At 63.0% G+C, this 12,584-nt stretch carries 10 protein-coding genes; 4 read left to right on the plus strand and 6 right to left on the minus strand.

All coding sequences use genetic code 11. From position 1 onward, the window contains the following. Positions 1-28: 28 nt before the first annotated feature. Positions 29-1,138 carry an alkene reductase gene (locus tag BTO02_RS25925; protein WP_075160012.1) on the minus strand — a complete coding sequence of 370 codons (1,110 nt, stop codon included), beginning with the start codon at positions 1,136-1,138 and terminating at the stop codon, positions 29-31. Between the two features lie 205 nt (positions 1,139-1,343). Here BTO02_RS25925 and BTO02_RS25930 point away from each other — a divergent pair, with 205 nt between their 5' ends. Beyond that, positions 1,344-2,375: a LysR family transcriptional regulator gene (locus BTO02_RS25930; RefSeq protein ID WP_232243674.1), complete on the plus strand. Its 1,032-nt coding sequence runs from the start codon at positions 1,344-1,346 to the stop codon at positions 2,373-2,375. A gap of 37 nt (positions 2,376-2,412) precedes the next feature. On the opposite strand, the gene BTO02_RS25935 is transcribed toward BTO02_RS25930, so the two are convergent. Together BTO02_RS25935 and BTO02_RS25940 are read right to left on the minus strand one after the other, a co-directional pair. Then, positions 2,413-4,152, minus strand: a complete 1,740-nt coding sequence (locus BTO02_RS25935; RefSeq protein WP_075160013.1) for an FAD-dependent oxidoreductase — start codon at positions 4,150-4,152, stop codon at positions 2,413-2,415. A 351-nt stretch (positions 4,153-4,503) separates the two neighbouring features. Beyond that, on the minus strand, positions 4,504-5,559 hold the full coding sequence (locus BTO02_RS25940; RefSeq protein WP_075160014.1) for an aldo/keto reductase: 1,056 nt from the start codon (positions 5,557-5,559) through the stop codon (positions 4,504-4,506). A gap of 206 nt (positions 5,560-5,765) precedes the next feature. Between BTO02_RS25940 and BTO02_RS25945 the strand changes: the two genes are divergently transcribed. After that, positions 5,766-6,668 carry a LysR family transcriptional regulator gene (locus tag BTO02_RS25945; RefSeq protein ID WP_075160015.1) on the plus strand — a complete coding sequence of 301 codons (903 nt, stop codon included), beginning with the start codon at positions 5,766-5,768 and terminating at the stop codon, positions 6,666-6,668. A 62-nt stretch (positions 6,669-6,730) separates the two neighbouring features. Here the strand turns inward: BTO02_RS25945 and BTO02_RS25950 are convergent, their stop codons facing one another. Both BTO02_RS25950 and BTO02_RS25955 read right to left on the minus strand, forming a co-directional pair. After that, positions 6,731-7,801 (minus strand): SDR family oxidoreductase, encoded by a 1,071-nt coding sequence (locus tag BTO02_RS25950; protein ID WP_075160016.1) that lies wholly within the window; start codon positions 7,799-7,801, stop codon positions 6,731-6,733. 196 nt (positions 7,802-7,997) lie between these two features. Continuing rightward, complete coding sequence (locus BTO02_RS25955) at positions 7,998-8,864, minus strand: DMT family transporter (RefSeq protein ID WP_075160017.1); 867 nt, start codon at positions 8,862-8,864, stop codon at positions 7,998-8,000. A gap of 172 nt (positions 8,865-9,036) precedes the next feature. Here BTO02_RS25955 and BTO02_RS25960 point away from each other — a divergent pair, with 172 nt between their 5' ends. Beyond that, positions 9,037-10,638: a methyl-accepting chemotaxis protein gene (locus tag BTO02_RS25960; protein ID WP_075160018.1), complete on the plus strand. Its 1,602-nt coding sequence runs from the start codon at positions 9,037-9,039 to the stop codon at positions 10,636-10,638. A 96-nt stretch (positions 10,639-10,734) separates the two neighbouring features. On the opposite strand, the gene BTO02_RS25965 is transcribed toward BTO02_RS25960, so the two are convergent. Continuing rightward, entirely contained in the window at positions 10,735-11,715 is a 981-nt protein-coding gene (locus BTO02_RS25965) for a GlxA family transcriptional regulator (protein WP_198039321.1), read from the minus strand. A gap of 124 nt (positions 11,716-11,839) precedes the next feature. On the opposite strand from BTO02_RS25965, the gene BTO02_RS25970 reads away from it, so the two are divergent. Then, complete coding sequence (locus tag BTO02_RS25970; protein WP_075160019.1) at positions 11,840-12,520, plus strand: DJ-1/PfpI family protein; 681 nt, start codon at positions 11,840-11,842, stop codon at positions 12,518-12,520. Positions 12,521-12,584 lie beyond the last annotated feature (64 nt).

Genomic DNA, 12,584 nt, shown 5'->3' on the forward strand with positions numbered 1-12,584 from the left:
ACAGAACGTTGCCTGCGCGGTTTTCCGGTTACGCCGCGAGCGGTTCCTCGTTTATGAACGGGTAGTCGGTATATCCGGCTTCGGTGCCGCCGAAGAACGTCGCACGGTCGTACCGGTTTAGCGGCAGATTCCTGCGCAGCCGCTCCGGCAAATCGGGGTTCGCAATGAAATGCCGCCCGAACGCAACAAGGTCCGCATCGCCCGATTCGACGATCGCTTCGGCGCTCTTGCCGTCGAAGCCGCCTGCCACGATGATCGGCCCATGAAAATGCGCGCGCAGGCTTTGCGCCGCAACGGGCTTCTGATCGCGTGAATCATCTTCGACATTACCCGCGATGCGCGGCTCGATCAGATGCAGATACGCGATGCCGAGCTTGTCCAGTTCGTCTGCCACATAGCTGAAAAGCGCTTTCGGATCGCTATCCGACATGTCGCCCCATGAACCGCTCGGCCCAAGACGGACCGCGACCTTATCGGCACCCCATACTGAAATCGCCGCGCGTGTCGTGTCGAGCAGCAGCCGGGCCCGATTGGCGATTGAACCGCCGTATTCGTCGGTGCGTCGGTTGCTGCCGTCCTGAAGGAACTGGTCGAACAGATAGCCATTCGCGCCGTGCAGTTCGACGCCGTCGAACCCGGCCTTGACGCCGCGCGCTGCGGCCGCGCGGAAGCTTTCGACGATCTGCGCGATTTCCGCCGTTTCCAGCGCGCGGTTTGGCGTATTGGGCGTCCAGCCCGATTCGGTGTACGCAACGCCGCCATGCGGTACTTCGGAAGGGCCGACCGGACGCCCGCCATCGGGTTGCAACTGTGCATTCGACTGACGGCCCGCGTGATACAGCTGAAGAAAGATCGTGCCGCCTTTTGCATGCACCGCTTCGGTGACGGCCTTCCAGCCGGCGATCTGACTGTCGTCGTAGAGGCCCGGAGCGCCGAGATAGCCGTTGCCGCTGGCGGCGGCGATAGTTGCTTCGCCGATCAGCAGCGCGCCCGGCGACGTGCGCTGCGCATAGTATTCGGCCATCAGCGGGCCGGGGCGTGCACCCGGCTGCGCCCGCATGCGCGTGAGCGGAGCAAGGACGACACGGTGAGACAGTTCATACGAACCGATTCTTACGTTCGAAAAGAGCTTTGACATTTGCGTTTCTCCAGATCGTCAATTCGAGGCAGCTTGTTGCGTCGCGGTGACGCTTGAGTGCAAATGTAGTCGTGCGTTCGTGCGGGAAAAATGGTCTGCCGGTACGATCACTGCGGACGTACATGTCCGCAATGGCAATGCGCATATTTGCGGCCGGGGCGACCGGTCCCATCAGCGTCGTAACCATAAAACGGAGTGCCTGTCGATGGACAAGCCCAGGAATGCCGCTTCGATGGACATAGCCGCAAGTGCAGGCGTGGCGGCGAGCGTCGCGCCCAAGCCGAGCGGCGGGCTCGCTGCAAACGCGCGCGCAAGCGGTGCGCTCGATCATATGAGCGGTATGGTCATCTTCACGCGTGCGGCCGAGGCGCTGAGCTTTGCGGAAGCGGGGCGGCAGCTCGGATTGTCGTCGTCGGCTATCGGTAAAGCGGTTGCGCGGCTCGAGGAACGGCTTGGCGTGCGACTCTTTCATCGCAGCACGCGCAGCGTGCGTCTGACGCCGGAAGGCGAACTGTTTCTCGCGCGCTGCGAACGCATCCTGAACGAGGTGGAAGAAGCCGAGTCGGAACTCGCGCTCTCGAGGTCGAAGCCAACGGGGCGGCTGCGCGTCAGCATTCCGCTCGTCGGTACGCTGTTGATGCCCGTGCTGTCTGCGTTCATGCGCCAATATCCCGACGTGTTACTCGATATCGACTTCAGCGATCGCATCGTCGATGTGATCGAAGACGGTTTCGACGTCGTGCTGCGCACCGGAGATGTAGTCGATTCGCAACTGACGATGCGTACGCTCGGCCACTATTCGCACGTAATCGTCGGGTCACCCGCCTATCTCGCGCGGCACGGCGTGCCGGCAGCGCCGGACGAACTGGCGGCGCATGCGTGTCTGCAGCATCGTTTTCCGCGAACGGGGCGCTTGCGGCGCTGGTCGTTTCTCCGCGATGGCGCGGCGCTCGAAGTCGAGCTTCCGTCGACGGCCATCGCCAGTGCGATCGAACCACTGATCGCACTGGCGGAACAAGGCCTCGGGTTGACCAACGTGCCTGATTTCGCCGTGCGCACGCAACTCGCTAGCGGATCGCTCGCGATGGTGCTGTCCGGATTCACGCACGACCGTATTCCGTTTCGCGCGCTTTGGCCTTCGGGACGTATGACGCCGCCTAAGGTGCGCGTGTTCGTCGATTTCCTCAATCAGCATCTGTTTCCGGATGCGGATACGGCGAAAACAGGCTCGACATGAAGCCCCGCTTTTCGCGAATCCTGAAGCACCGCAAATACTAACGCGCGGCCGCCAGAAAGCCGTGAATCTGTGCAACAACGGCCGCGCCTTCTCCGACTGCCGACGCGACGCGCTTGGTCGACCCCGAACGCACATCGCCGATTGCGAACACGCCTTCGACGCTCGTCTGCAACGGCATCGACGGCACGCCGGCGTCGGCCAGATCGGTGCCGGTCAGCACGAAGCCGTTGCTATCGCGCAGCACGCCGCAGCGGCTTAACCAGCCCGTATTCGGTTCCGCGCCGATAAACACGAACAGATGGTGCGTCGTCATGCTGCCTTCGATGCCGCCCGCGCCGCGGTAATGCACGCGTTCGAGACGCGCGGCGCCTTCGAGCGCGGTCAGTTCGATACGCGTATGAACGGTCACATTCGGCAGCGACATCACGCGTTCGGCCAGATAGTGCGACATGCTCTTCGCGAGACTCGCGCTGCGAAGGAACACGTGAATGTGCTCCGCATGCGCGGCGAGAAAGACGATCGCTTGCCCTGCCGAATTGCCGCCGCCGACGAGCAGCACGGGCTCTTTCCGGCACAGCCTCGCCTCGATCGGCGTGGCCCAGTAATAGACGCCGCCGCGCTCGAAGCGCGCGAGCTCATCGACGGCGGGACGCCGGTATTCGGCGCCGCTCGCGATGACGACCGTGCGTGCCGTAATGCGGCGGCCGTCCGCGAGTGCGACGACAGGCGGTTGCCGCTCGCAATCGAGCGCGGTGACTTCGCACGGAATGCCGATGTGCGCGCCGAACTTCTGCGCCTGGTTGAAGGCGCGGGCCGCGAGTGCCTGGCCCGTGATGCCGGTCGGAAAGCCGAGATAGTTTTCGATGCGCGAACTCGTGCCCGCCTGGCCGCCCGGCGCGCGGCAGTCGAGCGCGGCAACCGAGAGGCCCTCCGAAGCGGCATACACGGCCGTCGCGAGCCCCGCCGGCCCGGCGCCGATGATCGCGACGTCGTAGACGTGCGTCGGATCGAACTCCGGAATCAGGCCGAGGCAGGTCGCGAGTTGCCCCTCATCGGGATTGCGCAACACCGTACCGTTCGGGCACACGACAAGCGGAAAATCGTCGGGCTGCGGTGTCAGGCGCTCGAGCAGCGCGATGGCTTCGGCATCCTGAGCGGCATCGAGCGTGGAACTCGGAAATGCGTTGCGCCGCAGGAAGTTCTGCAACGCAAGCAGTTGCGCATCGCTCGACGAACCGACCAGCACGACGCCATGACCGCGCTCCATTACGAGCATGCGGCGCAGAATCAGCGCGCGCATGATTTTTTCGCCGATGTCCGCCTCGCTGATCATCATGTTGCTGAGCCCGTCAGGCCGCAGCAGGATCGCTTCGACGTCGTCGACGGCATGCGCGTCGACGACTGCGGGCTTGTTCGATAGCTGGCTGACGTCGGACGTGAAATCGCCGCGGTGCGTATACGTGTGAATAATCCGCTCGTGACCGAGGCCGTCGCGGCCCATGATCCGCACCCTGCCCGCCAGCAGAACGAACATGCCGGGGCAAGGGCGGCCAGCCTGATAGAGCAGTTCGCCTTTGCTGAAGCGCGATAGGCTGCCGAAGCGGCGCACGCGTTCCACTTCCGCTTCGGCGAGCACCGGAAACATCTGCGCGAAACGCGGATGGGCAAGTACCGAGGGATCTTCGGCAGTCGATGCATCGTCGGCTTCGAACGCGTCGTCGACTGGCTGACCGGGTTCGGAAACATTGCCTGATGTCGAACTGGGCTCGTTGCTCATGGCGAATCGTCCTCTGGCGGTGCGTCGGCGCCGCGATCGATAGAAAGCACTGCGGGGTGCACTGCGGGAAGCACTGCGGGGTGCACTGCAGGAAGCAACGCGGGCGCACCGCGACGCCCTCGCTGGTTTTCAGCTTGCCTTCAATAGCGTAGACGAATCGGTGCGGTGCAGCCGGAAGTTTCCGCTGACGCTTGCTGGGCGGGGGACGATGCGCACGCGGGGACCGCCGCGCTTGCGGGCTACGCGTCCGGTGCGCGGCTCGAATCCCTTATGACGGCGCATACGCGACGTGGTCCGTGGCGTCGGAACGCTGGTTACCGCGCCGGCTGCGTCCCGGCCGCCGAGCCTCGCTTACGCGCGCGTGCGCCCGCCCCACAAATCGGCGGGCCCGAACCGGTCCGCGCCTTGCGTGGCCAGCATCCAGCCCGGGTATTCGGGCGGCAGCGCGCTCGCCTTGTCAATTGCCGCGAGCTCGTCGTCGCTCAGCGTCATCTCGATCGCGGCAAGATTGTCGTCGAGTTGTGCGCGGCGCTTTGCTCCGACGAGAACCGAGGTCACGACGGGGCGGGACAGCAGCCACGCGAGCGCGACGCGAGCCGGGCTGCATTGACGCGCCTGCGCGATCGGCGCGATCGCATCGAGTACATTCCACGCGCGTTCTTTATCGACGATCGGAAAATCGAACGTCGAGCGGCGCGAGCCGTCCGGGTTCTGATTGTGGCGGCTGAATTTACCTGAAAGCAGACCGCCTGCGAGCGGGCTCCAGACGAGCAGGCCAAGCTTTTCGTATTCCATCAGCGGCGCGAGCTCGCGTTCGAGATCGCGGCCTGCCAGCGAGTAATACGCCTGCACGGTCGCGAAGCGCTCGTAGTTCTTCTGGTTCGAAATGCCGAGCGCCGTCGCGATGCGCCACGCGGCCCAGTTCGAGACACCGATATAGCGCACTTTGCCCTGGCGGACCATATCGTCGAGGGCGCGCAGGGTTTCGTCGAGCGGCGTCAGGACGTCCGTCGCATGGATCTGGTAGAGATCGATGTAATCGGTCTGCAAGCGGCGCAGGCTCGCGTCCACGGCATCCATCAGATGGCCGCGCGATGCGCCGACTGCATTGCGGCCCTGACCCATGCGCGTGTATCCCTTCGTTGCGATGACGACGTCGTGCCGCGCCACTTGCAGATTCCGGAATGACTGGCCAAGCGTCGTTTCGCTTTCCCCGAACGAATACACATCGGCGGTATCGAAAAAATTGATACCCGCTTCGATGCTGGCACGCACGAGATCGTCCGCTTGCGCCTGTCCGACGTCGCCGATATGCCGGTACACGCCCTGACCGCTGCTGAACGTCATCGTGCCCAGGCAGAGCTGGGATACCAGCAGGCCCGTATTGCCCAACGGTTTGTATTTCATGTTCGAACTCCGTAAAAATGATCTTGAAGGGTGCTCGAAGCGACCACGCAGAGCCGGCGAGTTCCTCGATGGTCTGCGTAGTACGTCTCGCATGTGATTCATTGTGGACGCTGGTCGAGTACAAATAAATGGAACAATCAGGCATTTAAAATTCCCCCATGAGGAATTAAACTGGGCGTCGCCTTTCGTCTCATGCTAGGGCTAGCATGCTCAATCGACTCGAAATACTGAAGATATTTGCCGCCGCGGCCACATCGCCGACGTTCCGCGAGGCCGCGAAGCGGCTTGGCGTATCGCCGCAAGTCGTCACGCGCGCGGTGCGCGAACTCGAAGAAACGGTTGGCGAAACGCTCTTTCATCGCAGCACGCGGCGTATCCAGATCACCGCGTTCGGACAGTCGTTCGCACAGAATGCGCAGGCCGCGTTATCGGCGGTCGACGGCCTCTTCGCGCCTCATGTCGTTCGCGCCGACGAAGCGGTCGGCATCGTTCGCATTACCGCGTCGTCCATGATCGGGCGTCGTTTCGTATTGCCGGTCCTCGTCGGCTTGACGAAGCGATATCCGGGCCTCGTGCCCGATCTCAGGTTGTCGGATGTGCCTGCGCCTGTCGTCGACGAGCAGATCGATATCGGCGTGCGCGTCGGCGCGATCGGCGATAACCGCTTCGTAGCGCGTATGGTCGCGTCGTTGCCGATGTGGGTGGTCGGCTCGCCGTCGCTGATCGAAAGCGTAGGTGAGCCGAAGAGCCTCAAGGAACTCGAGTCGATGCCGATGACGTGTCTGATCGACCGTGCGAGCGGGCGCCCGTGGCCGTTGATATTTCGCGGGGAGCGGCAGGTTCAGCCGGCATCGCCGGCTTTCGTGACCGACGACACCGAAGCCGAGATCGAAGCGGCCTGTGCGGGGTTAGGCTTCAGCCAATCGGCGGAGTATCTGCTGCGCCCGTATATCGAAGCGGGACAGCTGGTGCGCGTGCTGTCCCGCTTCGAACCGGAGCCGTGGAAATTGCACGTCTACCGGCCGCAGCGCGGGCCGGTTCCTCGACGCATCCGGGTCGTCTACGACGAACTGGTCGAGAAGCTTGGGGATGCGTCACCGCGCGCATAGTGCCTTGTACGTCGCGGTGCAAGCCGCACCAGCACATGCGCGCGACGGCGATCACCGTGCATTCAACGCGGAATGATCTGCTCCGCCTTCAGTCGATCGAACAGCGCAAAGAACGCATCGGGCGTGCTTTGATAATCGAGAAAGCCTGCCTTGCGGCTTTTGCTCATGTCCGTCAGTACTTCCATCGGCCGGCCGAGATCGGCGTCCGTGTGCCACCACGAAACCAGCGCGTTCACGTCGGGCTCCTTCAACTGATGGCGCGCCGCGATCTCTTTCCATTGCTTGCCGGCGTCCTGCATCCGGCTTTCGAGCGGGCGCGTCCGACCGTCGAACGGTGCGGGCGCGATGCCGAAGTAGTCGGCAATGCGCGACCACATCCATTTCCAGCGGAACACATCGCCGTTCACGACGTTGAAGTCTTCGTTGCGCGCATTCGGCGACGTCGCCGCCCATTCGAGATGCCGCGCAAGCAACCGCGCGTCGGTCATATCGGTGAGGCTCTCCCATTGGGCGGCGGAGCCGGGGAACACGAACGGCTGGCCCGTCTGCTTGCACAGCGTGGCATAGACGGCGAGCGTCACGCCCATATTCATCGCATTGCCGAGCGCGAAGCCGATGATCGTGTGCGGGCGATGCACGCTCCAGCCGAAGCCATACTGCCGCGCGGCTTCGAACACGCGGTCTTCCTGCTCGTAGTAGAAGTTATCGACGGGCTGCCGGCCCTGTTCTTCACGAAACGGCGTGAGCGGCACATTGCCTTGCGCATACGCTTCAAAGGGCCCGAGGTAGTGCTTGAGCCCCGTGACGAGCGCCGCATGCCCGAGTGTGCCGGTCGGGCCGAGCGCGTCGAGCACATGTTTGACCATGGCCCCGTTGACGCGAATATTCTCGCGCTCGGTGGCCTGCCGCGACCACGCGGTAAAGAACACATGACTGAACTGACGGCCGCGCAATGCGTCGGCAACGGATTGCTGCGAAGTGAGATCGGCGCTGACGGAATCGATGCCGCCTTGCGGTGGCGTGCGTCCGCGCGAAAGGCCCGTTACGTGCCAGTCGCCGCATGCGAGCAGATGTTGCGCGAGATTGCCGCCGACAATGCCGGTCGCGCCGATGATCAATGCCTGTTTTTCCATGGAGAATCCTTTAGCGAATGTCGACGCGCTTCTGGAACCGGCGTATACGGTCCGGCCGACAGAGGCCTGTCCGTGCAGCACGTCGCCGATGTCGTCAGCTTCAACGGAAGAAACCGCCAATCATAGTCTCTTCATCGGCTCCGAGCAGCGGACCCGACATCATCGCGTCGATCTGCGCCGTCGCGCAGGCGCCGTTTCATTGGCGCCGTCTCAACGATGCAAGCACGACCGCGCCGCATATCAGCACGCCACCAAGCGCGGTCCTCAAAGCAGGCGTCTCGCCGATCAGCAGCCATGCCAGCGCGATGCCGTACACGGGCTCGAGACCGAACACGACGCTCGTCGTTTGCGCGTTGAGATGCTTGAGGCTCGCAATGACGAGACCTTGCCCGAGCGCCGTAAAGACGACGCCAAGCACGATCAGATAAAGCCAGTCGCTGGCCGATATGGGGTTTTGCGCCTGCAGCGCGAAAGGCACGATACATATCGCGGCGATGGCCTGCTGATAGAACGACACGCAGGCCGACGGATAGCGCGCCGTGTATTGGCGGCTCAACAACGCCAGCACCGCATAAGCCAGGGCGGAGAGTATTCCCCACAGTACGCCTTGCGTCAGGTGATTGCTGAAATCGAGGCTCGGTGTGACGAGCGCCAAACCCAGCGTCACGACCAGCGCCGTCATGATGTCGTCGCGCCGGATCCGTTCGCCGAATACGAGGGGCTCGAGAAAAGTCGTGAATAACGGAAAAGTCGAAAACGACAATAAGCCGATCGCGACTGTCGAGACCTGAATGGAGTGGAAAAAACTGAACCAGTGCAGTGCGAGGATGACGCCGGAAAGTGCCAGTGCGGCGGCGTCCTTGAGCGTGGCGAGCCGCAGGCTTTTTCTGGCGACCCACGCGAACAGCAGCAGCGCGAGGCTGCCGAATACGGTCCGGCCGGCCGTCAATTGCGCGGCGCTGACAGTCAGTAATTTGGCGAAAAGGCCGGCGCAGCCGGCCAGCAATACGGCGAAATGAATCTGCGCCAGCCCGAGCGTGTGATTTCTTTCGTATTTATGCATCGGGCAAGGATACCGCAGTTACCCGGTAATCGGACTTGCCCTTACGTTGCCATTGCGCAGTGGGTTTCGCCTCAATTGCCAATTGACGCGATATTCTGTCTAATATTCGCCGCGAAGGAGTCTGATTTATTTTGGTTTTATAACCCAAACAACAGCCCTCGATAAAAAAACGATGAACCCACTGCTACCGCTCAGAATCCAGGTGAGCCGCCACGCGCGCATGCTCGCTGGATATTTCCCTGCTGCATTTTCACGCGACGAATCGGACGGCATCGATATTCGCGGCACCATTACGCCGAGGCTGCTGAACGGCAACACGGTGCTGAATCTGAATTACAGCGACGTCGACCGTTTTACGTCGAATACCGGGTCGACAGCCACGCTTTTCGTCGCGCGAGGCGAAGACCTCGTGCGCGTAACGACGTCCGTCAAATTGCAAAGCGGCGAGCGAGCCGTGGGTACCGAGCTCGATCGTTCGCATCCCGCTTACAGGCTGCTGCTTGGCGGGCAGTCCTATACCGGTTACGCGACCTTATTCGGCAAGCAATACATGACGCAGTACGAGCCCATCGTCGATAGCGCGGGGCAGGTGATCGGCGCGCTGTATGTCGGCTTCGATGTCAGCAAGGCCTGGACATTATCGACGAGCGCCAGGCTCGCTTTGCTGACCTTCGTTGCGGCTACGGTCGTTCTGTCGGGCTATGGGTGGCTCGTGCGTGCGTCGATGCTTGCCGACTCTGCAAACGACGCGTTGCACGCGTGGAACCTGTCGCAAGCCGGCGCCATGGAAGGCTTTGCGCTTATCGGCGCACTGCTGGTCAGCGTGCTGGTGTATGTCGCGATGCGGCGCGGCCTTGGCGTGCAACTGCTCGAAGCGAAGGCCGCCGCTGAGAAACTGGCGGCCGGCGACCTCACCGCGCAGGTGCATGTCAGCAGGCGCGACGATCTCGGCCAGTTGATGCAGGCGATCAACGGCATCAGCGTCGGCTTGGCGTCGGTGGTCGGCAATGTGCGACGCGCGTCCGATACGATCGCGCTCGCCGCCCGCGAAATCGCGGCCGGCAACGCCGATCTGTCCGCGCGTACCGAAGCGCAGGCGGGTTCGCTCGAAGAGACCGCCTCGGCGATCAGCCAGTTGACGTCGATGGTCCGCACGAATGCCGAACATGCGTCGAATGCAAACGAGCATGTGGCGTCGGTGTCGGGTCTTGCGGTGAAAGGCGGCGACGTGGTCGGCGAAGTGGTCAATACGATGTCGCTGATCCGCGGCAGTTCGAAGAAGATCGTCGACATCATCGGCGTGATCGACGGCATCGCGTTTCAAACCAATATTCTTGCGTTGAATGCGGCCGTCGAAGCTGCGCGCGCCGGTGAAGAAGGGCGCGGCTTTGCGGTGGTAGCCGGCGAAGTGCGCGGCCTCGCGCAGCGCAGCGCGGCCGCGGCGAAGGAAATCAAGGCGTTGATCGGCGACTCGGTCGGCAGTGTCGATGCGGGCGGCGCGCTCGTCGACGAGGCCGGCCGCAATATGAGCGAGATTGTCACGGCTGTCGAAAATGTCGTGAGTCTGATGAATGAGATTACGCGGGCCAGCAACGAACAAAGTTCGGGTATCAGCGAAGTGAACCGTGCGATCGTTCAGATGGATGAAATGACGCAACAGAATGTTGCGCTGGTCGAAGAGGCCGCGGCTGCGGCGGCCAGCATGCGCGAACAGGCGCGCTCGCTCGAAGACGCGGTGCGCGTGTTTCGGCTCGCCGGAGACGCACCGCGCTGACGGTGCGAGCAAACGGAGCAAACGGAGCAAACGGAGCAAGCGGGAACAAGCGGGAGCAAATGCAACAGAACGAGCAAGCGCGGCGGCTGCGCCGCTTCAGGAAAATCGCTCGCGGTACACCTGCGGCGCCACGCCCAATAGACGAATAAAACTGCGCCGCATCGTCTCTTCACTGCCGAATCCGCAGCGCGTGGCGATCCGCTTCGCGGGCCACGACGTTTCGCCGAGCATGCGCTGCGCTGCTTCGACGCGAAGCTGTTCGACCGTTCGCGCAGGCGTGCGGCCCGTCTCCGCCTTGTAGTGGCGCATAAAGCTGCGCTCGCTCATATGCAGGCGCTTCGCGAGCAGCGGCACGGAAAGATCCGACGCGATATGCGATGTCATCCACGCATGCAATTCGCCGAAGCGGTCATCGGCTCTTTGCATCGACAGCATCGCGCTGAACTGCGACTGGCCGCCCGGCCGCTTCAGAAACACGACGAGTTCGCGCGCGACATCGAGCGCCATTGAACGACCGTGGTCTTCTTCGACGAGCGCGAGCGCAAGGTCGATGCCGGCCGTGACGCCGGCCGAGGTCCAGATATCGCCGTCGCGGATAAAGATCGGATCGGTCTCGACGCGCAGTTGCGGATAACGCTGCGCAAGCTCGTCGCAGCGCGCCCAATGCGTGACGACGCGACGCCCATCGAGCAAGCCGGCCTCGGCAAGCAGAAACGCGCCCGAACATACCGACGCGATACGCGTGGAACGTGCCGCTTGCCGTTGAGTCCACCGGACGAGGCGCGTATCTTCCGAGGCCGCGATTACGCCGCGGCCGCCCGGAATGACCAGCGTATGAACCTCGCCTTTGACAGTGCGTATCGAATCGGCCATCAGCGCGACGCCCGACGACGACGCGATCGGGCCGCGTTCGGCCGCGACGACTCCAGGCGCGTACGGCACGGCGAGCCCGCGTTGCGCCGCGAGTTCGTTGGCGGACGCGAATACCTGCAGCGGGCCGCAGACGTCGAGCAGTTGCACATTCTCAAACGCGAGCAGCAGAACAGAGCGGGCTTGACTGGACACCGTTGTGGACATGGTTGGCAGAAACCGTGGGTTAAATGGCAATTTTGCCAAAGACTACCTGCATAGAATCGTTATGTCCACCTCGCAGGTTCCTGCTTGCGGGTGAGCATCGTTCCCACATTTCACGAGGTATTCCATGACGCTGCAAATCGGCTTTCTGCTGTTTCCGCAAGTCCAGCAACTCGATCTGACAGGCCCGCACGAGGTGCTTGCGTCGGTGCCCGGCACTGCGACGCATCTGATCTGGAAAACGCGCGAACCGGTGGTATCGAGCAACGGGCTCGTGCTGACGCCCACCGTCACGTACGACGATTGTCCGCCGCTCGACGTGATCTGCGTTCCCGGCGGGACCGGTGTGACACCGCTTCTGCAGGATGCGCAGACTATTGCGTTCGTTCAGAAGCAGGCGGCGCTCGCGCGCTATGTCACGTCGGTCTGCACCGGCGCGTTGCTGCTCGGCGCGGCTGGGCTGCTGCGCGGGCGGCGCGCCACGACGCATTGGGGATTTCATGCGCTGCTCGAACCGCTCGGCGCGATTCCGACGCAAGGCCGCGTCGTGCGCGACGGCAATCTGATGACGGGCGGAGGCGTGACCGCCGGCATCGACTTTGGCTTGACGCTGGCTGCGGAACTCGCGGGGCTGCAGGAAGCGCACGCCATTCAGCTCGAACTCGAATATGCGCCAGCGCCGCCGTTCAATGCGGGCGATCCGCAGACCGCGCCGCGCGAAGTGGTCGAACTCGTGAAGCAACGCTCGGCGCAGAGCTTTGCCGCCCGAAGCCGCGCGATCGAGGAGATTGCGCGCGCCGGGGTGTGACGGTTGATGATTGCGCCGGCACGCGCTGCCGCCGATCGCTTCGTGTGTTTTTCAGATATGGAGC

Source organism: Paraburkholderia sp. SOS3 (assembly GCF_001922345.1).
Taxonomy (GTDB): Bacteria; Pseudomonadota; Gammaproteobacteria; order Burkholderiales; family Burkholderiaceae; genus Paraburkholderia.